This window comes from Marinobacter sp. L-80, assembly GCF_056859395.1.
The window spans coordinates 391,590-417,325 of record NZ_JBSXOI010000070.1 but is presented as its reverse complement, the minus strand read 5'-3'; the positions used below and the strand labels follow the sequence as shown (position 1 = coordinate 417,325).

At 59.0% G+C, this 25,736-nt stretch carries 20 protein-coding genes; 15 read left to right on the top strand and 5 right to left on the bottom strand.

Annotated features, from left to right (window positions below; translation table 11 throughout):
- The first annotated feature begins 178 nt into the window (after positions 1-178).
- The 12 genes from aroQ (at position 179) to AC13E3_RS14890 (ending at position 14,340) form a co-directional block, all read left to right on the top strand.
- Positions 179-619 carry a type II 3-dehydroquinate dehydratase gene (gene aroQ / locus AC13E3_RS14945; protein WP_008170941.1) on the top strand — a complete coding sequence of 147 codons (441 nt, stop codon included), beginning with the start codon at positions 179-181 and terminating at the stop codon, positions 617-619.
- Between the two features lie 27 nt (positions 620-646).
- Positions 647-1,114 (top strand): acetyl-CoA carboxylase biotin carboxyl carrier protein, encoded by a 468-nt coding sequence (gene accB, locus AC13E3_RS14940; protein WP_008170940.1) that lies wholly within the window; start codon positions 647-649, stop codon positions 1,112-1,114.
- A gap of 18 nt (positions 1,115-1,132) precedes the next feature.
- Positions 1,133-2,479, top strand: a complete 1,347-nt coding sequence (gene accC / locus AC13E3_RS14935) for an acetyl-CoA carboxylase biotin carboxylase subunit (protein WP_014578428.1) — start codon at positions 1,133-1,135, stop codon at positions 2,477-2,479.
- A 2-nt stretch (positions 2,480-2,481) separates the two neighbouring features.
- The gene (gene prmA / locus AC13E3_RS14930) at positions 2,482-3,378 is read left to right on the top strand and encodes a 50S ribosomal protein L11 methyltransferase (RefSeq protein ID WP_008170937.1); all 897 of its coding nucleotides are present in this window, start codon (positions 2,482-2,484) and stop codon (positions 3,376-3,378) included.
- Positions 3,379-3,439: 61 nt separating this feature from the next.
- Positions 3,440-4,696, top strand: a complete 1,257-nt coding sequence (locus AC13E3_RS14925; RefSeq protein ID WP_092030463.1) for a DUF3426 domain-containing protein — start codon at positions 3,440-3,442, stop codon at positions 4,694-4,696.
- Between the two features lie 224 nt (positions 4,697-4,920).
- A complete protein-coding gene (gene dusB, locus AC13E3_RS14920; protein WP_008170935.1) occupies positions 4,921-5,919 on the top strand; it encodes a tRNA dihydrouridine synthase DusB in 999 nt (332 codons plus the stop codon).
- Entirely contained in the window at positions 5,916-6,233 is a 318-nt protein-coding gene (fis, locus tag AC13E3_RS14915) for a DNA-binding transcriptional regulator Fis (protein ID WP_008170934.1), read from the top strand. The genes dusB and fis overlap by 4 nt, the downstream gene beginning before the upstream one ends.
- 84 nt (positions 6,234-6,317) lie before the next feature.
- Positions 6,318-7,898, top strand: a complete 1,581-nt coding sequence (gene purH, locus AC13E3_RS14910; RefSeq protein ID WP_008170932.1) for a bifunctional phosphoribosylaminoimidazolecarboxamide formyltransferase/IMP cyclohydrolase — start codon at positions 6,318-6,320, stop codon at positions 7,896-7,898.
- A gap of 12 nt (positions 7,899-7,910) precedes the next feature.
- Positions 7,911-9,197, top strand: a complete 1,287-nt coding sequence (purD, locus tag AC13E3_RS14905) for a phosphoribosylamine--glycine ligase (protein ID WP_008170931.1) — start codon at positions 7,911-7,913, stop codon at positions 9,195-9,197.
- Between the two features lie 194 nt (positions 9,198-9,391).
- Positions 9,392-11,533 carry a TonB-dependent receptor family protein gene (locus AC13E3_RS14900; RefSeq protein ID WP_053113137.1) on the top strand — a complete coding sequence of 714 codons (2,142 nt, stop codon included), beginning with the start codon at positions 9,392-9,394 and terminating at the stop codon, positions 11,531-11,533.
- Between the two features lie 184 nt (positions 11,534-11,717).
- The gene (locus tag AC13E3_RS14895; RefSeq protein ID WP_008170928.1) at positions 11,718-12,656 is read left to right on the top strand and encodes an alpha/beta fold hydrolase; all 939 of its coding nucleotides are present in this window, start codon (positions 11,718-11,720) and stop codon (positions 12,654-12,656) included.
- A gap of 109 nt (positions 12,657-12,765) precedes the next feature.
- Positions 12,766-14,340: a cation:proton antiporter family protein gene (locus AC13E3_RS14890; protein ID WP_008170927.1), complete on the top strand. Its 1,575-nt coding sequence runs from the start codon at positions 12,766-12,768 to the stop codon at positions 14,338-14,340.
- Between the two features lie 25 nt (positions 14,341-14,365).
- Here AC13E3_RS14890 and senA read toward each other — a convergent pair whose 3' ends face one another.
- The 3 genes from senA to AC13E3_RS14875 all read right to left on the bottom strand — a co-directional run bounded on the left by senA (position 14,366) and on the right by AC13E3_RS14875 (position 19,373).
- Positions 14,366-15,733: a selenoneine synthase SenA gene (gene senA, locus AC13E3_RS14885; RefSeq protein ID WP_008170926.1), complete on the bottom strand. Its 1,368-nt coding sequence runs from the start codon at positions 15,731-15,733 to the stop codon at positions 14,366-14,368.
- Positions 15,734-15,802: 69 nt separating this feature from the next.
- Positions 15,803-17,617, bottom strand: a complete 1,815-nt coding sequence (locus AC13E3_RS14880; RefSeq protein WP_482902196.1) for an SLC13 family permease — start codon at positions 17,615-17,617, stop codon at positions 15,803-15,805.
- 163 nt (positions 17,618-17,780) lie between these two features.
- The gene (locus AC13E3_RS14875; protein ID WP_405417234.1) at positions 17,781-19,373 is read right to left on the bottom strand and encodes an isocitrate lyase; all 1,593 of its coding nucleotides are present in this window, start codon (positions 19,371-19,373) and stop codon (positions 17,781-17,783) included.
- 287 nt (positions 19,374-19,660) lie between these two features.
- On the opposite strand from AC13E3_RS14875, the gene AC13E3_RS14870 reads away from it, so the two are divergent.
- From AC13E3_RS14870 to AC13E3_RS14860, 3 genes are read left to right on the top strand one after another with little or no spacing between them, the layout of a single operon-like run.
- Positions 19,661-21,145, top strand: coding sequence for a DUF1538 domain-containing protein (locus tag AC13E3_RS14870; RefSeq protein WP_405421079.1), 1,485 nt, complete (start codon positions 19,661-19,663; stop codon positions 21,143-21,145).
- On the top strand, positions 21,142-21,519 hold the full coding sequence (locus AC13E3_RS14865) for a P-II family nitrogen regulator (protein WP_008170920.1): 378 nt from the start codon (positions 21,142-21,144) through the stop codon (positions 21,517-21,519). Before AC13E3_RS14870 ends, AC13E3_RS14865 begins: the two co-directional genes overlap by 4 nt.
- Positions 21,506-21,895 (top strand): CBS domain-containing protein, encoded by a 390-nt coding sequence (locus tag AC13E3_RS14860; protein WP_008170919.1) that lies wholly within the window; start codon positions 21,506-21,508, stop codon positions 21,893-21,895. The genes AC13E3_RS14865 and AC13E3_RS14860 overlap by 14 nt, the downstream gene beginning before the upstream one ends.
- 7 nt (positions 21,896-21,902) lie before the next feature.
- On the opposite strand, the gene AC13E3_RS14855 is transcribed toward AC13E3_RS14860, so the two are convergent.
- On the bottom strand, positions 21,903-23,849 hold the full coding sequence (locus tag AC13E3_RS14855) for a CASTOR/POLLUX-related putative ion channel (protein WP_405417235.1): 1,947 nt from the start codon (positions 23,847-23,849) through the stop codon (positions 21,903-21,905).
- Between the two features lie 71 nt (positions 23,850-23,920).
- Positions 23,921-25,672 (bottom strand): C4-dicarboxylic acid transporter DauA, encoded by a 1,752-nt coding sequence (gene dauA, locus AC13E3_RS14850; RefSeq protein WP_405417237.1) that lies wholly within the window; start codon positions 25,670-25,672, stop codon positions 23,921-23,923.
- Between the last annotated feature and the right edge of the window lie 64 nt (positions 25,673-25,736).

Genomic DNA, 25,736 nt, shown 5'->3' with positions numbered 1-25,736 from the left:
AATGATTGTCATCAGCGGAAAGATCCCGTTTCGATTCATTTGCCGGCTTTTTACGACCAATGGACAACAGGAACGATTGTCAAAAAGTGTTGATCTGAACAAAACAAGCACGCACCATTGGGGGAACATGCCGTTAAAATCGGCGATCCTGTAAAAAGACATCAAGGCAGACAGAACCATGTCGACAATTCTCGTGCTCCACGGACCCAACCTCAACATGCTCGGTACCCGCGAGCCGGAGGTCTATGGTTACGAGACACTGGCAGACATCGACGACCGGTTGCGCTCACTGGCAGCAGAGCATGGGCATCATCTGCTGCACCTGCAATCAAATGCCGAATACGAACTGATTGAGCGGGTTCACGAGGCCCGGGCGGAAGGCGTGGACTTCATCATCATCAACCCCGCCGCCTTCACCCATACCAGCGTTGCCCTGCGCGACGCCATGCTGGCCTCGGGAATTCCATTTATAGAAGTGCATCTTTCGAACGTGCATGCCCGGGAACCGTTCCGGCATCACTCCTATTTCTCGGATATCGCCGAAGGCGTTATCTGTGGGCTGGGTAGCCAGGGGTACGACCTCGCACTCCAGGCAGCCCTGAAACGCATTCACCGATAGACCTGACAAAACGGGACTGGACTGACTATGGATATTCGTAAAATCAAGAAACTGATTGAGCTGCTCGAGGAATCTGACGTCGAGGAGCTGGAGATTCACGAGGCCGACGATTCGGTACGCATCTCCCGCCGGCGTGAACCGGCTGCCGGCACCCAGTACGTGAGCCACTACCCTGCGCCAGCGCCTGCCCAGCAGCCAGCTCCGGCGCCGGCAGCGTCCGCTCCGGCTTCGGAAGAGTCCTCTGCGCCAGCGGCCCCGGCCGGACACAGCGTGAAGTCTCCCATGGTAGGCACTTTCTATCGCTCACCCTCGCCCACCGCCAAGGCGTTTGTGGAAGTTGGCCAGACCGTCAATGTGGGTGATGTCATCTGCATCGTGGAAGCCATGAAGATGATGAACCAGATTGAGGCCGACAAGAGCGGCACCATCCAGGACATCCTGGTCGAGAATGGCCAGCCGGTTGAGTTTGACCAGCCCCTGGTCGTCATTTCCTGAACGCGGTGATAGCTACTCATGGCCATGTTAGAAAAAGTTCTGATCGCAAACCGGGGTGAAATTGCCCTCCGGATTCTGCGCGCCTGCAAGGAGCTGGGCATCAAGACAGTGGCAGTGCATTCCCAGGTCGATCGCGACCTGATGCACGTACGGCTTGCCGACGAGTCTGTCTGTATTGGCCCGAACAGCGCGACCGACAGCTACCTGAACATCCCTACCATCATCAGCGCCGCCGAGGTAACCGATTCCGTGGGTATTCACCCCGGCTACGGCTTCCTTGCCGAGAACGCCGATTTTGCCGAACAGGTGGAAAAGAGCGGGTTCCGCTTCATCGGCCCCAAGGCCGAGACTATCCGGCTGATGGGCAACAAGGTGTCCGCCATCAACGCCATGATCAAGGCCGGCGTTCCGACCGTGCCGGGCTCCGATGGCCCGCTGGACGACGATGAAGAGCGGACCCTGAGGATTGCCAAGGAAATTGGCTACCCCGTCATGATCAAGGCGGCTTCCGGTGGCGGCGGCCGCGGGATGCAGGTGGTCCATTCTGAAGCGGCCCTGCTCAAGGGTGTCCAGATCACCCAGAGCGAGGCCAAAAATGCCTTCGGCGACCCGACGGTTTACCTCGAGAAGTTCCTGGAAGCCCCGCGTCACGTGGAAGTGCAGGTACTTGCCGACATGCATGGCAACTGCATTCACCTGGGCGATCGCGACTGCTCCATGCAGCGCCGGAACCAGAAGGTAATAGAGGAAGCACCGGCTCCGAACATCAATCCGGAATCCCGGGAACGCACCCTGAAAGCCTGTACCGATGCCTGTAAGGAAATCGGTTATGTGGGCGCCGGTACGTTCGAGTTCCTGTATCAGGACGGCGAGTTCTATTTCATCGAAATGAACACCCGTGTCCAGGTAGAACATCCGGTCTCCGAGATGGTCACCGGTGTTGATATCGTCCGCGAACAGCTCCGCATTGCCAGCGGCCTTCCGCTGCAATACACCCAGGACGACATCCGGATTTCCGGCCACGCCATGGAGTGCCGGATCAACGCCGAGGATCCGAAAACCTTTATCCCCAGCCCCGGCAAGGTTAAACACTTCCATGCCCCGGGCGGTAATGGTGTGCGGGTGGATTCTCACCTGTACAGCGGTTACACGGTTCCCCCCTACTACGATTCCCTGGTGGCCAAACTGATCACCTGGGGCGACGACAGGGACATTGCCCGGCGCCGGATGAAGAACGCGCTGGACGAACTGGTGGTCGAGGGCATCAAGACCAATCAACCACTGCATCGGAAACTGGTACGCGATGGTGGCTTTAAACAGGTAGACTTCACCATCCACTACCTTGAGAAACTGATGCGGGATTAATCATGCCCTGGATACAACTCCAGATCCCGGCTGATCCGGACAACGCGGATCAGCTGGAGGATCTGCTCATGGAGATGGGCTCTGACGCCGTCTCCATGGAAGATGCCGCCGACCAGCCCCTCTATGAGCCGGACCCCGGCACCACCCCTTTATGGAGCCAGACAACGGTGACCGGGCTGTTCGATTCCGGCCGGGATATCGAGCAGCTCTGCGCCGATATCCGGGATGCCTGGCACCAGCAAACCCAGCAGGCCCTTCCGGAAATCGACGTCACTCTGGTTGAGGACAAGGATTGGGAACGGGCCTGGATGGACGATTTCCAGCCCCTGAAATTCGGCGAGCGGCTCTGGATCGTCCCGAGCTGGCATGACGCACCTGACCCGGATGCGGCGAATCTGATGCTGGACCCCGGTCTGGCCTTCGGTACCGGCACCCATCCAACCACGGCCCTCTGCCTCGAATGGCTTGATGGCCAGGATCCCCATGGCAAGCAGGTGATCGATTACGGCTGTGGCTCCGGCATTCTCGGCCTTGCGGCCCTGCTCCTTGGCGCAGACCATGTGATTGGTGTCGATACCGACCCGCAGGCCCTCGAAGCCAGCCGGGAAAACGCCCGCCGCAACGGTGTCGAAGACAGCAAGCTGGACCTGTTCCTGCCAGACAACGAGCCCGAGACCAAAGCCGACATCATGCTTGCCAACATCCTGGCCCAGCCCCTGATCGGCCTTGCTCCCCATCTTGCCTCGCGGACCAGGCCCGGCGGCGATCTGGTGCTGTCCGGCATCCTGTCTAACCAGGCCCGGGAAGTAATGGCCGCCTATGAGCCATGGTTCGTCATGGACGAGCCCGAGCAGCGGGAAGAGTGGATACGCCTCACAGGACGGCGCCACGACAGATGACGAAACCGGTCTTAACGACTAAACTCCGAAACTCGTAGCCTAGTCGCTTTCAGGAAGAAGCATGACCCAGAGCAGCCTGCAGACACAGTGCCCGAATTGCCAGACCCGCTTCCGGGTAACCGAAGAACAGCTTGGCATTGCCAAGGGCAAAGTGCGCTGCGGGAACTGCATGAAGGTGTTCAATGCCATTGAGCACCAGGTTATCCCAGGCGGTGGCGAGAAACCACGAACCCCCGCCACCCCGGCACAACCCGCAGGTGCATCATCGCCTGCCGGCTCTACCTCCGGCTCCGGCGTCAGCGAGGAGGATTTTGTCTTCGCCGATAACCCGGAAGAAGATGCGGCGGAAGGGCCTTACGCCGGCACCAAGCTGACCTTCTCCGATGACGAGTTAAGCGATAGTTTCCGCAGCTTTGATGAGCGCGACGAAACAGATTACAAAGACGCTGACACCGACGGCCCCGATGAGCAAGTCGATGAGAGCTGGGCCGAAGCCATTCTTCAGGATGACGAGCCAGCATCCCGAAAACCTTCTGCCCCCCAGCGCCCCGAGCCTGCCCCCGAACCGGAACCTGAAGACACCTCTCCCGAACCGGAGCCGAGGCCAGCACCTCGCCCTGAGCTGAGCCTGGAGGAAGAACCGGTGTTTGAGCAGACCGGAACACCCTCCTCCGCGGCGACCGGGCCGGCCAAAGATTCTGATCCGTTCGATGACTTTGTGGACGAATCCGGTTTCGATTTTGATGAGCCGGAGCGACCGGCCGACGCGTTCCATGCCGACCCGCCCTTCCGGGATCTACGCCGGGAGCCGGTTGCTGTCGATTCCGGTGGAAGTGGCGTCCGCACGATCGTGTGGAGCGTGATTGTACTGGGTCTGATCGGTGTTCTGATCGCCCAGGTAACCTGGTTCCAGTTCGATCGACTGTCGGCCATCCCCGAGCTGCGCCCCTTCTATGAGAAAGGCTGTGAACTGGCCGGCTGCGAACTCAAACCGCTGATCAATGTGGAAGCCATCCAGAGCCGGAAACTGGTGGTGCGAACCGATCCGGATAATCGCTCGCAACTGGTGGTCGATGCCGTGATCATTAACCGGGCCGACTTCGAGCAACCCTTTCCCGCCATTGCCCTCACCTTTTCCAACCTGAATGGCGATGTGGTGGCACAGAGTCTGTTCACGCCTGAGGAGTACCTGGCCGGCGAAGGTCGGGAGCTGGACGCCATGCCCACGGATACTCCCGTTCGCATTGCCATCAACATTCGGGATCCGGGCCGTGACGCGGTGAATTACAACATCCTCTTCCGCCCCCACGCACCCTGATGCCGTAAGCAAGTATTCACTCGACAGCCATTCCCGACGGTCATCGTACAGAACAAAAGTCAACCAGAAAGGGCGAAAAATAATCAGTTTTTTCACCGCCCAGCCCCTTCAATCATTGTCCACCCGGCGGTATCATTACCGCCCTTCGGATGCTGGATCGGTTACTTATTGAACAACCGCTCAGCCCGACCTTTGCTTAACCCGCTGTGACACGGACTCAGATCATGCTGCCAACGGCAAAAATCGGGCCGTACACTTTGCCCAACCCCTTGATTGTTGCGCCCATGGCTGGCGTGACAGACCGCCCTTTCCGTCTTTTGTGCCGGAGGTTGGGCGCGGGTCTGGCGGTGTCGGAGATGGTCATAGCGGACAGCAAACTCTGGCATACGCGCAAATCACAGACCCGCCTGAACCATGAAGGCGAGCCTGAGCCCCGCTCGGTGCAGATTGCCGGCGGCGATCCGCAAATGCTGGCCGATGCCGCCCGTCAGAATGCGGAATTCGGCGCCCAGATCATCGACATTAATATGGGCTGCCCGGCCAAGAAGGTCTGTAACAAGGCCGCCGGTTCCGCCCTGATGAAAGATGAAGCCCTGGTTCGCGACATTCTGGAGTCGGTGGTTCAGGCGGTTGATGTCCCAGTCACCCTCAAGATGCGAACCGGATGGGACCGGGAAAACCGCAATGCACTGGTTATTGCCCGAATGGCGGAGGATGCCGGCATTCAGGCAGTGGCCATTCACGGTCGGACCCGTGCGGACAAATACGAGGGCAATGCCGAGTACGACACCATCGCCGATGTGAAATCCCGCATCAGCATTCCGGTGTTTGCCAACGGGGATGTTACATCGCCTGAGAAAGCCCGGGACGTCCTTCGCCATACCGGCGCCGACGGCCTGCTGATTGGCCGCGCTGCCCAGGGCAGCCCCTGGATTTTCCGGGAAATCCGGCATTTCCTGGAAACCGGTAGCCACATGGCCGCACCGGAGCTTGATGAGGTCGAGGAAATTCTGACCGAGCATCTCCAGGCGTTGCATGCTTTCTATGGTGAGACCATGGGCGTGCGTATTGCCAGAAAACACGTGGGCTGGTACCTGCAGTCCCACGATCCGGGTAAACAGTTCCGCAAACGCTTCAACGCGATCGACGATGCGCTGGAGCAGAGAGACACGATTCAACGGTATTTTGCAGGCTTACGAAATGGAGAGGTATTCGCAGCATGAGCGCTGAGACTTTGGCAAACGACAACCTGAGCACCCCGGCCAACGATGATATCCATCAGTTGCAGACGGTGAACAGCAGCGGCAACACCGTCACCCTGCGCGACAGCGTTGAGGTCGCCCTGAAAAACTACTTCGCCCAACTGGACGGCGCTCCGGTGACCGAGGTCTACCAGCTGGTGCTTTCCGAAGTGGAAGCCCCGCTGCTTGAACAGGTGATGAAATACACCCGCAACAACCAGACCAAGGCCTCCACCATGCTGGGCCTGAACCGCGGGACCCTGCGCAAAAAGCTGAAGCAGTACGGTCTGCTATAATCCAGACACCCTGATTTGAAGAGGGCCTCCCGGACACCATTCGCGAGGCCCTTATTCGTTCATCTCCAGCGAAGAAAGTGACCCATGGCAAACCAGGCTAACACCTCCGTCCGTCGCGCTTTGATCAGCGTGAGTGATAAAACCGGCATCGTCGATTTCGGCCGTGCCCTGACCGAACGCGGCGTTGAGCTGCTCTCCACCGGTGGCACTTACCGGCTCCTGAAAGAAAACAGCATCCCGGTAACCGAAGTCTCCGACTACACCGGCTTTCCCGAGATGATGGATGGCCGTGTAAAAACCCTGCACCCGAAGATTCATGGCGGGATTCTCGGGCGCCGGGGCACTGACGATGCGGTGATGTCCGAGCATGGCATTAGCCCTATCGATATGGTTGTGGTCAATCTCTACCCCTTCGAGGAGACCGTTGCAAAGCCGGACTGTGATCTGGCGACCGCTATCGAGAACATTGATATCGGCGGTCCGACCATGGTTCGCGCTGCTGCCAAGAACCACAACGACGTCGCCATCGTGGTCAACGCCAGTGATTACAGCCGGGTCCTCAAGGAACTGGAGGCCAACGATGGCCAACTGACCTACAGCACCCGGTTCGATCTGGCCGTAAAAGCGTTTGAGCACACTGCTGGCTACGATGGCGCCATCGCCAACTATCTGGGCGGCCGCACGCCGGATAACGACAACGCTGATTTCCCCCGCACCTTCAACGCCCAGTACGTGAAGGTCCAGGACATGCGTTATGGCGAAAACCCGCATCAGCGCGCCGCATTCTACGCCGAGCGCAACCCCAAGGAAGCCTGCGTGGCCACGGCCAAACAGCTTCAGGGCAAGGAGCTCAGCTACAACAACGTGGCCGATACCGATGCCGCCCTGGAATGCGTGAAGCCTTTCGCGGATCCGGCCTGCGTGATCGTCAAACATGCCAATCCCTGTGGTGTGGCGATCGGCGCCGATATCCGTCAGGCCTACGACCTGGCGTTCGCCACGGACCCCACATCGGCTTTTGGTGGCATCATCGCCTTCAACCGTGAGCTGGATGCGGAAACTGCCAAAGCCATCATTGATCGCCAGTTTGTGGAAGTGATCATCGCGCCGACCGTTGCTCCGGAAGCAGTGGAACTGGTAGCCGCAAAGAAGAACGTGCGTCTGCTTGCGTGCGGCGAGTTTGACGGCGACCGTGCCCGTTCCATGGATTACAAGCGTGTAACCGGTGGTCTGCTCGTTCAGGACCGGGACCTGGGCATGGTGGCCATGGAGGACGTCAAGGTGGTCACTGAGCGCCAGCCCTCCGAGCAGGAACTCAACGACCTGTTGTTTGCCTGGGAAGTGGCTAAATACGTCAAATCCAACGCCATTGTCTATGCCAAGGCGGGTCGCACCATCGGCGTCGGCGCTGGCCAGATGAGCCGTGTTTACAGCGCGAAGATTGCCGGTATCAAGGCCGCCGACGAGGGCCTGGAAGTGAAAGGGTCGGTCATGGCGTCCGATGCCTTCTTCCCGTTCCGCGACGGCATTGACGCTGCTGCGGCGGCTGGTATCACCGCTGTCATCCAGCCTGGTGGCTCCATGCGCGATCAGGAAGTGATTGATGCGGCCAACGAACACGGCATCGCGATGGTCTTCACCGGCATGCGCCACTTCCGGCACTGAGGGGTTATCACCATGAATATTCTCGTTATTGGCTCCGGCGGCCGCGAACACGCCCTGGCCTGGAAAGCCGCGCAATCCCCCAAGGCAGACCGTGTTTTCGTGGCGCCCGGCAACGCCGGCACGGCACGGGAAACCGGCCTGGAAAATGTCGACATCGACGTGATGGACCTGGACGGTCTCGCCAACTTCGCCGCCACCAATCATGTCGGGCTTACCATCGTCGGCCCGGAGGCGCCGTTGGTTGCAGGCATCGTCGACAAATTTGAGCAGCGTGGCCTGAGGGTTTTCGGCCCGAGTGCCGGCGCTGCCCAGCTTGAGGGCTCCAAGGCTTTCACCAAGGATTTTCTGGCGCGCCACAAAATCCCGACAGCCGGCTACGGCAACTTCACTGATGTGGACGAAGCCCTGGCCTATGTTCGCCAGCAGGGCGCTCCAATCGTCGTCAAAGCCGATGGCCTGGCTGCCGGCAAAGGCGTGATCGTTGCGATGACCCTGGAAGAAGCCGAAGATGCCATCCGCGACATGCTGGCCGGGAACGCGTTTGGTGATGCCGGTAGCCGTGTCGTCATCGAAGAGTTTCTGGAAGGCGAAGAAGCCAGCTTTATCGTGATGGTGGATGGCGAGCACGTTCTGGCCATGGCCACCTCCCAGGATCACAAACGCGTGGGCGACGGCGACACCGGTCTCAATACCGGTGGCATGGGCGCCTACTCGCCGGCCCCGGTGGTGACCGCGGATGTTCATCAGCGCATCATGGATGAAGTGATCTATCCGACCGTGCGCGGCATGGCGGCCGAGGGCCATCCCTATAAGGGGTTCCTCTACGCCGGCCTGATGATTGACAACAGCGGCACCCCCAAGGTGATCGAGTTCAACTGCCGTTTTGGCGACCCGGAAACCCAGCCGATCATGCTGCGGATGAAGTCGGACCTTGTGGAACTCTGCGACGCGGCCATCGACGGCAAGCTCGACCAGTGCGATTCCGAATGGGATGACCGCGCCTCCGTCGGTATCGTGCTGGCAGCCGGGGGTTACCCGGGCAGCTATAACAAGGGCGACGCCATTTCCGGCCTGCCGGACACCGAGACCGAAGGCGAGAAAGTGTTTCACGCCGGCACCCGTCTCAACGGAGACCAGGTGGTTACCAACGGCGGTCGGGTGCTCTGCGCCACGGCTCTGGGCAATACCGTCACCGAAGCACAGAAGCGTGCGTATGAGCTGGCCTCCCGGATCCGGTGGGATGGCGTGTTTTATCGCAAGGACATCGGCCACCGCGCCATCGGCCGCGAGACCCACTGAGCCTGGCCGACCGATCCGATCCTATTCTCAATCCCCGGCCGACCGGGGATTTCTTCGCCTGACCTGACACCTGCCTGCGTCATAAGCACTGACTATTGACTTTATAGTTACGGAACCGTAAAGTTTCGCCCGAACGTAATAGTAATGATTGTCACTTACATTTCGAAAAACAAATGGTAATGGAGATTAACCACATGTTTAAACCTTCCCGCTTATCACTGGCCGTGGCTGTCAGCCTTGCCCCGGGCGCCAGTTGGGCAGTCGGCGATGATCAGCCCCAGATGCTTGAACCCATGGAAATCATTGGCGATGCGTCCGCAGCCCAGACCTTGCCAGGGTCAGGCTACGTCGTTGGTGAGGCGCAGTTGAAAACCGAGGTTGAGACCGACATCAACCAGGTGCTGAAAACCGTCCCGGGCGTCTATGTGCGGGAAGAAGAAGGCCTGGGCCTGCGCCCCAATATCGGCATCCGCGGCGCCACGGCCGAGCGCAGCAGTAATATTACCCTGATGGAAGATGGCATTCTGATCGCACCGGCGCCCTACTCCAATCCGGCCGCCTATTATTTTCCGACACTGAAGCGCATGTCCTCGCTGGAAGTACTCAAGGGTGCCCCGCTGCTGCGCTATGGCCCGCAAACCACCGGTGGTGTCATCAACCTGATTTCCACACCCATTCCCGATCAGCGGCAGGGCTATGTTGAGACAGTCACCAACGACCGCGGCTCCACCGACGTTCATGTAACCTATGGTGACACGGCCGGCGACTGGGGCTACCTGCTTGAGACCGTCCAGCGCTCCGCGAAAGGCTTCAAGGAGATTGACCGCAGTAACCGCGATACCGGCTTTGATATCGAAGACTATGTCGGCAAGCTGCGCTGGCAGGGAGAGCGCCAGAGCGTGACAGCCAAGCTGCAATACTCCGAGGAAACCTCCAACTCCAGTTACCTCGGCCTGACCGATGCGGACTTCAGCCAGGATCCGAACCGGCGTTACGGGTTGTCCAGCATCGACCAGATGAACAATACCCACTCCGGTATCAGCCTGACCCATCAGTTCGACTGGAGTAATACCGTAAGCAGCACGGCCACCCTCTATCGCAACGACTTCAAGCGGAACTGGTTCAAGCTCAGCGGCGGCGGAAGCATCATCGACTCGGCAAACGGCGGCGACGCCAATGCCCAGGGTATTCTGGACGGCACAGTTGACGCCAGCGGCCTGGATTACAAAAACAACGCCAGGGACTACCTGTCCGAGGGCGTGCAGGTAAACTTTGATGTCGACATGGGCAGCCACCAGTTTGATTTCGGCGCCCGCTACCACGAAGATGAAATGGATCGTTTCCAGCCGGTCGATGTTTATGACCAGGTCAACGGCTCTCTGGTGTTCCAGAACACTGTCGCCCCCACGGGCAGCAATAATCGCTTTGAGACCGGCGAAGCCCTGAGCTTCTGGGCGCTCGACACCTGGCAGGCGACGGACAAGCTCAGCGTTAACCTCGCCCTGCGCTACGAGGATGTACAGACCAGCCGCACCCAATACGCGGATCCCGGCCGCACAACCGTCGACAGCACCCGCGCCAATGACAGTGCTGAACTCCTGCCCGGCGCTTCCTTTACCTATGACCTGTCCCAAAGCTGGCAGGTTCTGGGTGGCGTGCACCGGGGTTTCTCCCCTCTCGGAGGTGGTGCCAAGGCAAACGAAGATCCGGAAACCAGCAAGAACTGGGAGGCCGGCCTCCGGTACTTTGGCAATGCGTTCTTCGCGGAAATGATCGGCTTCTACAGCGACTTCTCCAACAAGGCCGAAAACTGTTCCGTGGGCTCGCCGTGCAGCAATGGCGCCACCTCTGGCAGTTTTGTAACCGGCGAGGCTGAAATTTCCGGTGTTGAGTTCCAGCTCCAGACCGGCACCCGGGCAGGCGAGTTCTACCTTCCGGTCAGCCTTACCTACACCTTTACCCAGGCGGAAATCAGCAAGGACAATGCCGCTTCGGGCCTGAAAAAAGGCGAGCAGCTCAAGGACGTACCTGAAAACCAGATGAGCTTCCGGACAGGCATGGAACACCCGAGTGGCTGGGACAACTACCTTGTGGCCACCTACGTCGATGAGATGTGTGTCAGCGCGGGATGCAACAACACCGCCACGAAACTGGACGAGACCGAGTCCCTGTTCCTGGTCGATTTCATCAGCCGCTACGCACTGACCGCCAGTGCCGATGTCTTCCTGAAAGTGGACAACCTGTTCGATGAACAGCAAATTGTCTCACGTTTGCCCGATGGCGCCATGGCGAACCTGCCGCGCACCGCTTCACTGGGGTTAAGCGTTAATTTCTGACGAATGACCGGGTTGGCCTGGTTTCCGGGCGAACCCGCTGTGAATGGCCCACTGATGAGACCCGGCCCGTTGGCCGGGTCTTTTTTTATGCCGGGCAGGGGAAGCAATTCCCATTCTCCGGCCCGAGAGTAAGGTAGACTGCGGACACAAAGTTCCGACCACATCGCCCAAAGGAGTCCCTTCGATGCGCCGCCCGTCACCGGTATACCTGCTGATCATACTGGCCGCTTCCCTGCTGTTCAGTGCCTGCTCTCGTCAGGACATCTACCAGACCGCGATTGATTTTGAACGATCATCGGCGGGTCTGGAGGCGGCGAGCGTGGCAGTGGGCAACCTTGACATCGCCTATCTCAGGAACCAGGAAATGAGCGCAGGCGACACCATCGTCATGATCCATGGCTTCGGGGCCAACAAGGACAACTGGACCCGTCTGGCCGGCCACCTGACCGACGACTTCAATGTCTATGCGATCGATCTGCCGGGGCATGGTGACAGCAGCAAGCCCCTCGACATCGGCTACCGCCTGGAAGATCAGGCAGGCTACGTCGCAAAGATTCTGGAGGCACTGTCGGTCGAGGATGCCCACATCATGGGAAATTCCATGGGAGGTGCGATTACCGCACTCTATGCAGCCAACTATCCCGGCAAAGTGAAATCAGCGGTGCTGTTCGACCCCGCGGGCATTCTCGAGTATGAAAGCGAACTGGTGGATCTTGTGATGGAGGGGGACAACCCCCTGATCCCCAAAAAGCCCGGTGACTTCGAGCGGCTCATGGAGTTCGCTCTCGAGAAAGAGCCCTTTGTGCCCTGGCCGATCATGGGCGTGATGGAAGAGCGGGCCATCGCCAATCGAGACATCAACGAGGTCATTTTTGCGGCGATTCGTGATGCCGGTTTCGAGTCGGACTTCCGCAATGCCATCACCAGGATTCAGGCCCCGGTCCTGATCATCTGGGGCAAGGAAGACCGGGTGATCAACTACCGAAACGGCGAGGTGTTCGCAGCAGCAATCCCGAATGCCAGGCTGGAACTGATGGACGGTATCGGCCACGCACCGATGGTGGAGGCCCCGGCGGAATCCGCAGAACTGTTCCGGACCTTTATCGGGCAGCCGGTCGAGTGAGGCTCATTTGAGCAATAGTTTCCGCATTCCACCTTCAGCGACTACAAGGGCACCGCAAAACAGGGTAGCCTAACAACCATTGTGCTTTTGACGTCCGAACTGATATCCCATGCCTGAAGCGATCTGGATTACCTTTGCCTTCGGCCTTGGCCTGCTGGTCAAGCTTGTTGGCCTCCCCCCTCTTGTTGGCTACCTGGCTGCCGGCTTTGTGCTCAGTGGCATCGCCGAAGCCACCGGTGTGGTGATCGAGGAGACCGACGTTCTCCAGCACATTGCGCATCTTGGCGTACTCCTGTTGCTGTTTACCGTGGGGCTGAAGCTGAAGCTCCGATCCATCGTCAGTCCGGAAGTGATTGGCGGCAGCCTTCTGCACTTTGGCATCACCTGCGCGGTATTTACCCCCGGTGTCTACCTGTTGATGGACCTCGATTGGTCGACCGCGCTGATGCTGGCCATCGCCTTGTCATTCTCGAGCACGGTGCTGGCCGCCAAGGTTCTTGAATCCAAACGGGAACTGCGGGCGTTCCATGGCCGGGTCGCCATCGGCATCCTGATCATGCAGGATCTGATCGCCCTGGTTGTCATGAGCCTGGCCGCTGGTAAAACGCCCTCCGAATGGGCCCTGATTGTATTCGGACTTCCCCTGCTTCGCCCTCTGCTGTTCCGGTTGCTCGATGCCAGCGGCCACGACGAACTGCTGGTGCTCCTGGGACTGCTTCTGGCACTCGTTGTCGGCGGGCTTGGCTTTGAGGCCGTCGGCCTCAGCTCGGAGCTCGGCGCGCTGGTTTTCGGTGCCATGCTGGCCAATCACCCCCGGTCGCAGGAACTCTCCAAGTCGCTCTGGAGCGTCAAGGAAGTGTTCCTGGTGGGTTTCTTCCTACAGATTGGCATTGGCGGTCTGCCCGACGGGGATGCGCTCATTTTCGCAATCATTGCGGGGCTGGTGCTGCCACTGAAAGGCATCCTGTTCTTCTTCCTGCTGCTGGCCTTCCGTTTACGGGCCCGCAGCGGCTTCCTGAGCGCCCTGGCACTGACCAACTACAGCGAATTCGGCCTGATTGTGGCAAGCGTTGCCTTGCCGGAGTGGTTGGTCCCTCTGGCAATTTCGGTGTCGCTGTCGTTCCTGGTTTCTGCCCCGATCAACCGGTTTGCGCACGGCCTTTATGAACGTTACTCCCAGGATCTCAGCCGCTTTGAAGGCAGCAAACATCATCCCGATGAACAACCGATTTCCCTCGGGGATACCCGCGTCCTGATCATGGGCATGGGGCGGACAGGGACCGCAGCCTACGACTGGCTCTGCGAGGATCAGCCCAAACTGATGGGGCTGGATTCCGACCCTGCAAAAGCCAGTCAACACCAGAAAGAAGGCCGCAACGTGGTTTTTGCTGATGCCGAGGATGCGTCCTTCTGGAACGGGTTGCACATGCCTGCAGTGCAGTCGGTGATCCTGGCAATGGGTGACATAGAAGGCAAACTGATCGCCGCCCGAATGCTGCGCAAACTGGGTTTCAAGGGTTTTATCGTGGCCCACACCATGTATGAAGATGAGGCAAAACAGATCCGGGAAGCCGGGGCCGATGAAGCCTACCTGACCATGAGTGAAACCGGCGTGGCCCTTGCCAGTCATCTGATCGATAAAAAGCCCGCCAAACCATCCCTGGTTGTCGGCAAACCTGATTAACTGTATCGGCGATTACAGTCGACGTTCAGGGCTTTTCGAGCGCGCAGGTTCGAAAACCAGTGTATACGTCGTTCCGAAGCGGAAGATAGGCCTGCCGATAGGTACCCCGGATAAGGCAGGATGACGTTGCACAACTGCCCCCCTTGGTGACTTTGTGATCACCGAACTGCAGGGTGGACATGAAAGGGTACATATCCACTTTGAAACCGTCGTAGGGCAGGAACTGATCGCCGGTCCACTCCCAGACCGTGCCAGTCATCTGCCGGCAGCCGAACGGACTGTCACCCGCAGGAAAGTCGAACACCGGGCTCTGCGCCATGGCGCGCCCGTTGAGATCCGCCAGCTGTTCGGTCGGCGCCGAGTTGCCCCAGGGAAAGCGCCGGAAGGGCTCGCCCGGGCGATTGCCCAGAGCCGCGACTTCCCACTCGTATTCCGTCGGCAGCCGACGCCCCGCCCAACGGCACCAGGCCTCCGCCTCCCAGAATGTCACGTGAGTGACCGGTGCATCCGGATTGAGCGGCTGCCAGCGATCGAACACCCGCTCCTGCCACTGCTCATCATGCCAGCGCCAGTAAAGCGGGTGGCGGGGCGTCCGTATAAAAGGCTCGTCACTGCCGTGAACCAGGGCAACATCGGTTTCGGTCTGAAGCCATTTCCGCCCGCCAAAAGACCAGAGCTCTGGCCGCCGGTAGCCACCGTCTTCCACAAACTGCATAAACTCCCGGTTGCTGACCAGGCATTTTGAAATCGCGAACGATTCCAGCTTCACGGTAAACCATGGCTTTTCATTGTCGAAGGCAAAATCGTCACTGGCGTACTGCCCGGACTCACCCGGCATCCCGATCAGCCACTCTCCTGCCGGAACACAGGCGTCTCCCTGATGCGAGTCACCTGGCGCCGGTCGGTAAAAATCAGTACCCGGCGGAGCCGGGTAGCCGACGGTCTGACGGCACCAGATCATAGACTCGATGTGCATGTTCTGGTGGTAGATTGCGTAGCGGTAGAGGTAACGGGCCTGGTCGGTTAACGGTTGCTTCTCGATCCGCTCGGCCACTCGATCATAGATGAGATTGAAGTAGTCGAGGGTTTTCTGCCGCCCCGGAAACAACTCGCGGTTCCATCGATCCCGGTGTTCGATGTGGAACGAATCCCACAGGTCGTCCATGGCAGGATCATGGCTCGGTGTGCCATCCAGCAGGTTGAAGACGAAGACTTCGTAAAAGAAGGCCGCATGCCCCATTTCCCAGAGCGGTGGATTGACGCCCGGATGGTAGGGAACGTCCAGCGCGGTCTCGGGAAGAGAACACACGAGGGTCTCGGTTCGCTTCCTTGTCCATTCAAGCTGCTCCAGCAATTCCGACTTTGCCAGATCGATTTGCTCAATCACTGCCATCGTGCCAGTCACCCATCAAAACAGATGAGTAACAGCATAACAGAGAGTACAGACACCGGTTAAACGGCGTCACGCCCAGACCGCCAGAATGACTGGCACAGCTACCACGGTTACGAGGAGAGACAGCGGCAGCCCCAGCCGCCAGTAGTCCCCAAAGCGATAACCTCCGGGCTCCATAACCAGAGCATTGGATTGATGCCCTACCGGGGTCAGAAAGGCGCAGGAGGCGCCAACCGCCACCGCCATCAACATGGCATCGGCGGCAATGCCAAGCTGCCCGGAAAGACTCAAGGCAATCGGCGCAACCAGGATGGCCGCTGCCGCGTTGTTCACAACGTTCGACAGCAGCATTGTGCCCGTAAGGATAATCGTAACAACCACCCAGGCATCGCCTCCGGAGCCCAGCATCAGCATCCAGGACGCGATCAATTCTGCCCCACCGGTAGTCTCGAGGGCCTGCCCCACAGGAATCATGGCGGCCAGCAGAACGATAACGGGCCAGTCAATCGCCCGGTAGGCTTCCTGGTTGCTGAGAACCTTGCTGAGAACCATGACCACGGCGCAGGCGACCAGCGCGACCGGGGGAGATAACCAGCCAACCACAATCAACGCAATGGCGGCGATAAAAAGGCCGCCAGCCAGAAGGGAGTTGCGCTCCCTGCCAAACCGGAGACCCCGCTCGGCCAGGGGCAGGCAGCCGAGCCCCTGAAGCGTGACACTCAAGGTTTCCTCCTCGCCCTGGACCAGAAGGATGTCGCCAGCCTGAAAACGAATATCACCCAGACGTCGCTGCAACCGCTGACCCTGACGCGCAATCGCAACGATGTTGAGACCGTTCTGCTCGCGAAGATTGAGCCTGTTGGCGGTTTTTCCGATCAGCCCCGATTCCGGCGTGATGACCGCTTCGATCAAACGCACGTCGCCCTCAGACAGGGACTTTTCGCCCGGCTTTCCCGACTCTGGTTCTTCCTGATCGGACGCTTCTGAAGAGGCTTCCTCCACTCTCGCCAACTCGAGCCCGGTGCTGTCCAGAAAGTCCTGCAAGGCATCGGTATCCGCTTCCACCAGGAGCAGATCATCGCCGCGCAGGACGGAGAACGTAGAGGGAGCCAGCGACCGCTTGTCATCCCGGATAAGCGCCAGAACCACGACGTCCTTCTCGGCATCGGCGCGCGTCAGAAGCCCATGAAGGGTTGCCCCAACGTGGGAGGAATCCTCCGGCACCCGAAGCTCGGTAACATAGTCGCCCACACTGAACAGCTTGCCACCGTCGTCGGGCTTACCCCGCCGCGGCGTCAGCCGCCACCCGACCAGCGTGATAAAGCCAATGCCTGCCAACGTAATGGCAAGGCCCACCGGTGCGAAGTCAAACATGCCGAACGAACCAGCTTCCCGATAACTGGCAATGATGATGTTCGGAGGCGTGCCAATCAGTGTCATGGTTCCCCCGAGCAGGGAACCAAATGCCAGGGGCATCAGCAGCAGCGAGGGCGACCGCCCGGCTTCCCTGGACATCCAGACCGCCACCGGCATCAACAGTGCGAGTGCACCAACGTTGTTGATAAACCCCGAGCAAAGGGCCACCACTGAAGTCAGCATCAGCACCTGCAGCGTCGGCCTGTGCCCGACCTTTCCAAGCAGCCTGGCCAGGCGGTCAACCACACCGCCATTGACCAGTCCCTGACTGATCACCAGAACCGCCGCCACAGTCACAACCGCCGGGTGGCCAAAGCCATCGAATAGCTGATCCGCCGGCACGATCCCGGCGACGGCAACGGCGAGAAGCGCCAGCAGGGCGACCAGATCGAACCGGATTCGGTTCCAGACGAACAGCACCAGGGCGATACCCAGTATCGAAAAAACAATGGCCTGATCCGTGTTCAACACCTTCCCTCCGGTTGGCACCGAGCTTGTTTCTCTTCAGGTTACAGTATCGAACACATCACGAGCGATACACCAAATATCCTCGCCTCAACGAAAAAACCCCGCCGAGGCGGGGTTTTTGTGGCTTCCGGATTACTCCGGAAGAGACAACTGAACTGTTCTATTAACCGAACTGGTTCATGGTGTTGTCTTTACCACCGGCCTTCAGGGCCGCTTCACCAGCGAAGAATTCCTTGTGGTCGTCACCGATGTTGGAACCAGCCATGTCCTGGTGCTTAACGGTAGCGATACCCTGACGGATTTCCTTGCGCTGTACACCAGCCACGTAGGCCAGCATGCCTTCGTCACCGAAGTAACCCTTGGCCAGGTTGTCGGTAGACAGGGCCGCGGTGTGGTAAGTCGGCAGCGTGATCAGGTGGTGGAAGATACCCGCTTCGCGTGAACCGTCACGCTGGAAGTTACGGCACCACTCGTCGGCCAGCTGACCCAGCTCGGTGTTGTCGTACTCTTCGCTCATCAGCTTGTCGCGGTCGTAGGCAGAAACGTCCTTGCCTTCTTCCTTCCATGCGTCGAATACCTGCTGACGGAAGTTCAGGGTCCAGTTGAAGGACGGGCTGTTGTTGTAGACCAGCTTGGCGTCGGGCACCACTTCCTTGATGCGGTTAACCATGGCAGCGATCTGACCAACGTGCGGCTTCTCGGTTTCGATCCACAGCAGGTCGGCACCATTCTGCAGGCTGGTGATGCAGTCCAGCACAACACGGTCTTCGCCAGTGCCCGGCTTGAACTGGAACAGGCCAGAAGCCAGACGCTTCGGACGAACCAGCTGGCCCTTCTGCTTGATGACAACGTCGCCGTTGTTGATGTCTTCAGCCTTCTCGATCACTTCACCGTCGATGAAGCTGTTGTACTGGTCACCCAGATCGCCCGGCTCTTCGGTTACGGCGATCTTCTGGGTCAGGCCAGCGCCCAGGGAGTCGGTACGGGCAACGATAACACCGTCGTCCACACCCAGCTCCAGGAACGCCAGACGAACGGCGTTAATCTTGGACAGGAAGTCGGCGTGGGGAACAGTTACCTTGCCGTCCTGGTGACCACACTGCTTCTCGTCAGACACCTGGTTCTCGATCTGGATGCAGCAGGCACCGGCTTCGATCATCTGCTTGGCCAGCAGGTAGGTCGCTTCGGCGTTACCGAAACCGGCGTCGATGTCGGCAATGATCGGCACAACATGAGTTTCGTGGTTATCGATCTGCCTGATCAGCTCGTCAGCCTTGGCGTTGTCGCCGGCGTTCTCGGCTTCTTCCAGGGCACGGAACAGGTGGTTCAGTTCCCAGGCATCTGCCTGACGCAGGAAGGTGTACAGCTCTTCGATCAGGCCGGATACGGCAGTCTTCTCGTGCATGGACTGGTCAGGCAGCGGACCGAACTCGGAACGCAGGGCAGCAACCATCCAGCCAGACAGGTACAGGTAGCGACGCTTGGTGGTGCCGAAGTGCTTCTTGATGGACAGCATCTTCTGCTGACCGATAAAGCCGTGCCAGCAGCCCAGGGACTGGGTGTACTGGGCGGTGTCCTGATCGTAGTTCGCCATGTCTTCGCGCATGATCCTGGCGGTGTACTTCGCGATATCCAGACCAGTCTTGAACTTGTTCTGGGCGCGCATGCGAGCGGCGTGCTTCGGGTTGATAGCATTCCAGGTCGGGTGCTGCTTCAACAGGGAAGCAATCTGGTCAACGTCTTGTGCGTAGGGCATTGTCTCAATCCTTTCTACGTTGGTTTTCTAAGTCGATGCGGAGAAGCGTACAGCAACTTCCGAAGCCAACAACCTGCTCACTTTTTGAGCGAAGCGCTGACATTGATGGTTACTTTAGTGGTTTCAAATTTATAATTGAAATTTATATAATCTATTTTCGGCATTTTTTTGGTGAATGAAGAACAGGATCGGCTTTTGAGATGGATCAACGCTGAAACAGTAGCTATTGTTATTGTGAACAATGATCATTTCCCATCAGAACCCATCAGGCGTGAACAGTGTTCTATATGCGAGCTTTCAGTCATTCCCTTCTGCACGCCCTGAAGAACCTGTTTCCAATCATCGCTGTCGTGGCCTTCTTTCAGCTCGTCATTCTCCAGCAAGTGCCGGAGAACACATTGGCGATGGCCATTGGCTTACTGATCGTGGCCGTGGGGGTTGCCCTGTTCCTCCAGGGCCTTGAATTAAGCATTTTTCCGGTCGGCAAGAGTCTCTCCAATCAGTTTGCCCGACGGGGTTCAGTGCCCATTCTGCTTTCGTTCGGCTTTGCCATGGGTTTCTCGGCGGTGGTGGCAGAACCCGCGCTGATTGCCGTAGCCCAGCAGGCCGAGGAAATCAGCGAAGGCAGGATCAAAGCCCTGACGCTCAGGATACTGGTAGCCGTCTCTGTCGGGCTGGTGGTTGCCCTGGGCGTGTTCCGGACCATCTTCGGTTACCCGCTGCACTGGTTCATGATCATCGGCTATATCGTGGTTGTCATCATCACTGGGTTTGCGCCGCCGGAGATTGTCGGACTCGCCTACGATTCCGGCGGTGTGACCACCAATATCGTCACCGTTCCCCTGATTGCAGCCCTGGGCATTGGTCTTGCTGCCTCCATCCGCGGGCGTAATCCGCTAATGGACGGGTTCGGACTGGTCGCGCTTGCAGTCATGGTGCCCATGATCACCGTTCAGCTGTACGGGATTGTTGTCTATTCCGGGGAAACCGCGGATCCGTCCGTTTTGCCGGCTCTGGTTGCCAATGCAAATGTGGAGGACGCCCCGCTTGTGCTCGCGATGTTGCTGGACCTGGCTGAAATGGTCCGTGATGTGCTCCCGATCATTATCACCATCCTGTTCTTCCAGTACCTGGTCCTGCGCCGGGGGCTGACCAATCCCCGCAGGATTCTGTCCGGATTTGCACTGGTTGTCCTGGGGCTCTATGCCTTCGTTGTCGGCCTGAAACTGGGCCTGTTTCCCATTGGCACCAGCATGGCCGAGCAGTTGATGAGCATGGAGGGTTTCGCCTTCGTCTACCTCTTTGCGTTCATGATCGGTTTTGCCACCACCATGGCCGAACCTGCGCTGATCGCTATCGGGCACCAGGCAGAACAGGCGGCGGCCGGAACCATCAATGGCAACGCCATCAGGATCATCGTGGCGGTCGGGGTGGCCGTGGGCATAACCCTCGGAGTACACCGGATTATCAGTGGCGATTCGATACACCAGTACATCATCGGCGGCTATATTCTGGTCATCTTTCTGACCGCGCTGGCACCCAGGTACATCATTCCCCTGGCCTACGATCTCGGTGGCGTCACCACCTCCGAGGTCACCGTGCCCCTGGTGACCGCACTGGGCATTGGCCTGGCTAGCAACATAGAGGGCCGTAACGTACTGATCGACGGTTTTGGCCTGATTGCCTTCGCGTCGATCTTTCCGATTGTCACGGTGATGGGCTATGCCATCATTGTTGAAATGCTTGCTAAGCAGAGGAAAACAGAGCCATGAAATTTTCCGTACTGGTTGCCATTGTTCCCGAGGATCGGGAGCAGGACTGTGTGGATGCGGCAAGAGACCTGGGCGCCGGGGGCATAACGGTGCTGTCGGGCCGGGGCATCAGTAACGCCGCCCGGAAGACCTTCTTCGGGCTGACCTACGACGGCAGCCAGAGCGTTTTGCTGATGGTACTGGAGAAGGGCCTTTCACTTGATATTCTGAAAGCCATCCAGAAAATTCTCATGCCCGACCACACCGATTCACAGGGACTTGTGTTCACCCTGCCCCTGGAACACCTGGGAGGGATCGATATGTCACAGGTCGAGAAATTCGAACAACACCTGAAATGTTCACTGTATCCGGAGAACAACGATGAAACTGGTTAAAGATGTGATGGTCCGGGACATTATCACCATTACTCCGTTTGCCACCATCCGTGAGGCGCTCTCTCTGATGAAGAGGCACTCGGTGAAATCACTGGTGGTGGAGAAACAGAGCGAGCACGATGCCTGGGGTCTGATCACCTATACCAACGTGCTGAAAACGGTTATTGCCGAAGACGGCGACATCGACCTTCTGAACGTTTACGACGCCTGCGCCAAGCCTGTCATCAGCGTTGGCGAGAATCTGAACGTCCGACACGCTGCCAGCCTGATGAGCAAATACCGGGTAAAGCGCCTTCTGGTGCTGGCCGACAATGATCTCAAAGGCTTTGTGGTCATGGACGACATCATGGCGGCCCTGCTCGACAGCATCGACTGACCGGCATTCAGGTCATGCAAAGCACCACCAACCGGTCACCCGGCTGTAACTCAAGGTAGTCCTTGCGGGGCGGGTTCAGCTGCAGGTGGCGCCCGCTTTCATTGGCACGGTGCCGAAATATCCCGAGTGCCAGTTCACCTTCGGCCGCCACCGTTTTTTCCAGCACCTGAAACGTCGCACTGGCGGGCAAAGGGTAATCCGCCGGATCCCGGAACTGGATCTCGGCACCGCCAACGGTGAACAGTTCATCCAGCACGATGCGAAGCTCGCGCCGCAACGCCACCTGCGCCAGAACATGACTGAGAATCATGGGGCTGATCATCATCTCGCTCTGATGCCCATCCAGCAGGTGCCGGTTGTCGGGGTCGCTCAACTCCATGATCAGTTGAGGCCTCCGGGCAAAATCGGCCAGGATGTCCTCAAGCTGCAGGTACCCCACCATCGCCCGGGCATCGGCCTCTTCACCAGAAGCCAGCCGGTCACTGCTCAGCAGGATCACGGTATCGTAGCCCGCCGGCCCTATCCGGCGGAGCTCCCCCTCCACCATGTAGTCCGCCTCGATATGCCGACAGGTCAGGCGGCCCGAATTGTCGACATAGCGTGCAATGGCCTGTTCCCGTTCGGCTTTGGGAACCACGGAGACCAGATCCACCTCAAAATGACGGTGGCCATAGCTGAGGAACTCCGCGATCAGGCTGGGCACGCGTCGGTTCCAGCCTAAGACCAGAACCCGGTGATTCATCTGGTCCACGGGCCGCTCAACCCGCACCGCCTGCCCTCTCACCAAGGCAGGCAAGGGCGCCTTTTTGGGATTCGGCTCGGTCTCGGAGTAATCCCGGGCCATGATGACCACCCGATCAGCCGATGCAATGGGTGAGTCTGAGGACGCCAGCAACTGGACGTCCCATCCTGAACCGCTGGGTTTCAACAGCCCCAGCACGATGACTTCGGGCCGGGCGGCCGCCAGCTCGCCCAGCGTCATGCCTGCCAGCGACTCGCCTCCGCGGATATAGATCTCGTTACCCTCACCGGCTGTCAGCAGCTCGTTGAACACTTCAGACAGGCCAGGATGAAGGATGTTCTGCACCATCAGGCGACTGATGGTGGCATCGCCTGCCACGACCTCCACGGCCCCGGGGTAGGCCCGCTCTATCACCGGGAGTTTGCGGACGTCCTGGATCTCGGCCACCACAAACGGCAACGAGGACTGAAAATGCCTTGCCTGCGCGGCTATGGACAGCAGCGCCTTGACCGTCTCCACGTCCGATGTGACCAGGCTGCCAGCTTCGTGGGCCGCGCTGGGCACGATAACCGCCGCTGCATCCAGGCAAGCCACCCGGTGCAGGGCATCCGGCTGGATTGCGGATCCCGATCGCAGGATGATCTGGCGGGCCCGGCGCCCGATACCAGGCTCGGTGCGCAACTCATGAACCTGGGCTGCAGACGCCTCCTCAGACAACACCACGAGGTTGAGCTTCTGGGCATCGTGCTTTTCCAGAAAACGGCGCACCCGGCCACTGGAGCCCAACAGCTCGGAGAGCAACGGGAGGGTCTGGCTGGTCCAGCCCAGCACCACCACATGATTCTTCAGCGTAACCGGCGTAAGGCCTCTCTCAAGATCCGCCATTTTAGCGATCAACCACCGTGTCAGGATCGCCACCAGAGTGCCCATGAAAACCACATAGCCGCTGATAGTCAGCAGGGTCGAGACAAAGCGCTGCCAGGTGCCAACGTCGTCACCCAGGTAACCTGGATCGGTCAACCGAAGAAACGCCCACCAGATTGCCGAGCCCGGATCCTCGAAGTCGCCGCCCTGGGGAACCACAAGCAGGCCACCGATTAACGAGATCAGGCCAATGAAAACACCGACCACGAGAAGCTGAAATCCCGCGCCTTTGACGAGCTGGCGTTCCAGTATGAATTTGACTCGGTCGATCAGCCGGAAAGGCAGCATGGCAGTCCTCTTGAAGAGAGTATTTTCGTCGCGTCAGGGTAGACCATCCGGAACCGGATGAAATCAGGTTTTTATCCGGAAACCCGATCAGTTTCAGACGCAGGGCAACTGATCAGACGCAAAGCTTCATCCAGGGAGGAAGTATAGCGGCTAACGCCAGCGATCGGCGCAACGCCGGCACGAGCGAGGGTGCGCAAAGGCTGAAACTGAAGGTCGGCAATCACAATCTGGGAACCGTCCCGTTCACAGGTGGCAATAAGCTTGTTCAGGGCGGACAGCCCGCCGGCATCGAGAATCGTCACGCCGTCCATGTACAGAATGAATCCGCGGGCGTTCCGGGCGAGCACTGCCAGTTCCCCGAAAATCCGGTCCGCAGCGGCAAAAAACAGGGGGCCGTTTATCTTGAACACCTGCCAGCCATCGGGCAGCCGGGATTCTGCAATCCGTTTGCTCTGGGTGATATCTGTAACCCGGGTCATCTGGGCCATTTCCCGCATGAACAGGACCGCCGCCAACAGGACGCCGGTGGTGATGGCAATGACCATGTCGAGCAATACCGTCAGTGAAAAGCAGGTGAGAAAAACCAGGATGTCGCTGCGCGGCGCGGTTTTCAGAAGATGCAGGGACTTGGGGGCCTCACTCATATTCCAGGCCACCATCACCAGCAGGGCGGCCATGGCCGGCATGGGAAGATACGCCAGCAGGCCCGCCAGCGAAACCAGCGCCAGCAGAACGACCAGCGAATGCACCATTGCGGAGACCGGCGACTCGGCGCCGGCCCGGTAGTTGGCCGCCGAGCGGGCGATGGCGGCCGTGGCGGTAATGCCGCCGAAAAACGGCGTGATGATGTTGCCAAGGCCCTGCCCCATGAGCTCGCTGTTGGCGCTGTGGCGTTTGCCAGTCATGCCATCAAGCACCACGGCGCACAGGAGAGACTCGATGGCCCCAAGCATGGCAATGGCAAAAGCTGCCGGCAGCAGATCCCGGACCAGCGACCATGACAGCCCGACGGGCTCGCCCGATGCCCCTGCCTGCTGCCACGGCCAGGCGAATTCCGGCAAGAACGGCGGAATACCCGCTCCCTCGGTGCCGTCCGGCAGGAGATAACTGAACCTTGAACCAATGGTATCGATAGCAGCACCCTGGGCATTCAACCAGAGCGCAAGCAGGCTTCCGATCACCACCGCTGGCAGATGCGGGGGCACCGGGGTTTTCAGGCGTGGCCAGAGCAACATGCAGGCAAGGGTGACACCGGCCACCAGGGTACTCATACCATCAAATTCCGGCAGCGCACCGGTCAGCAGGGCCAGCTTGTCCCAATAATGCTCGGGCATATCGCCAACCTGAAGGCCCAGAAAATCCCGGATCTGCAGGGTGGCAATCACCACGGCGATCCCCCCGGTAAACCCGAGGGTTACCGATTCTGGAATGTATTCGATAAAACGACCCAGTCGCATCAGAGCCATCAGAATCAGCAAAACGCCCGACATCAAGGTGGCCAAAAGCAGACCGCCCAGCCCATAGCTCTGGGCGATGGGGTACAGAATGACAACGAAAGCAGCGGTGGGGCCGGAGATGCTGAACCGGCTGCCACCGGTCAATGCGATCACAAACCCGGCAATAATGGCGGTGTAGAGGCCGTACTGGGGTGCAACACCACTGGCGATCGCCAATGCCATGGCCAGGGGTATGGCAATAATGCCCACCGTCAAACCCGCCATCACATCGCGCAGGAAACGGCGGCCCCGGTAGGGCTCATCAATACACGCTTCCCGGAATGCGTGGGCCATCCGGAGAGAAAAAAGGTGGGCTCGATGCGGCATGGGTGACTCGTTAATTGCAACTTTTAACGACTAATTATATGCTCATTATATCTACATTCAATGT

Bases quoted from the DNA above. Each gene is read 5' to 3' on its own strand.
- prmA (WP_008170937.1), top strand. From the start codon at position 2,482: ATGCCCTGGATACAACTCCAGATCCCGGCTGATCCGGACAACGCGGAT.
- AC13E3_RS14895 (WP_008170928.1), top strand. From the start codon at position 11,718: ATGCGCCGCCCGTCACCGGTATACCTGCTGATCATACTGGCCGCTTCC.
- purD (WP_008170931.1), top strand. From the start codon at position 7,911: ATGAATATTCTCGTTATTGGCTCCGGCGGCCGCGAACACGCCCTGGCC.
- dusB (WP_008170935.1), top strand. From the start codon at position 4,921: ATGCTGCCAACGGCAAAAATCGGGCCGTACACTTTGCCCAACCCCTTG.
- dauA (WP_405417237.1), bottom strand. From the start codon at position 25,672: ATGCCGCATCGAGCCCACCTTTTTTCTCTCCGGATGGCCCACGCATTC.
- purH (WP_008170932.1), top strand. From the start codon at position 6,318: ATGGCAAACCAGGCTAACACCTCCGTCCGTCGCGCTTTGATCAGCGTG.
- AC13E3_RS14875 (WP_405417234.1), bottom strand. From the start codon at position 19,373: ATGCCCTACGCACAAGACGTTGACCAGATTGCTTCCCTGTTGAAGCAG.
- aroQ (WP_008170941.1), top strand. From the start codon at position 179: ATGTCGACAATTCTCGTGCTCCACGGACCCAACCTCAACATGCTCGGT.
- senA (WP_008170926.1), bottom strand. From the start codon at position 15,733: ATGGCAGTGATTGAGCAAATCGATCTGGCAAAGTCGGAATTGCTGGAG.
- accB (WP_008170940.1), top strand. From the start codon at position 647: ATGGATATTCGTAAAATCAAGAAACTGATTGAGCTGCTCGAGGAATCT.
- accC (WP_014578428.1), top strand. From the start codon at position 1,133: ATGGCCATGTTAGAAAAAGTTCTGATCGCAAACCGGGGTGAAATTGCC.
- AC13E3_RS14865 (WP_008170920.1), top strand. From the start codon at position 21,142: ATGAAATTTTCCGTACTGGTTGCCATTGTTCCCGAGGATCGGGAGCAG.
- AC13E3_RS14855 (WP_405417235.1), bottom strand. From the start codon at position 23,849: ATGCTGCCTTTCCGGCTGATCGACCGAGTCAAATTCATACTGGAACGC.
- AC13E3_RS14870 (WP_405421079.1), top strand. From the start codon at position 19,661: ATGCGAGCTTTCAGTCATTCCCTTCTGCACGCCCTGAAGAACCTGTTT.
- AC13E3_RS14900 (WP_053113137.1), top strand. From the start codon at position 9,392: ATGTTTAAACCTTCCCGCTTATCACTGGCCGTGGCTGTCAGCCTTGCC.
- fis (WP_008170934.1), top strand. From the start codon at position 5,916: ATGAGCGCTGAGACTTTGGCAAACGACAACCTGAGCACCCCGGCCAAC.
- AC13E3_RS14860 (WP_008170919.1), top strand. From the start codon at position 21,506: ATGAAACTGGTTAAAGATGTGATGGTCCGGGACATTATCACCATTACT.
- AC13E3_RS14925 (WP_092030463.1), top strand. From the start codon at position 3,440: ATGACCCAGAGCAGCCTGCAGACACAGTGCCCGAATTGCCAGACCCGC.
- AC13E3_RS14890 (WP_008170927.1), top strand. From the start codon at position 12,766: ATGCCTGAAGCGATCTGGATTACCTTTGCCTTCGGCCTTGGCCTGCTG.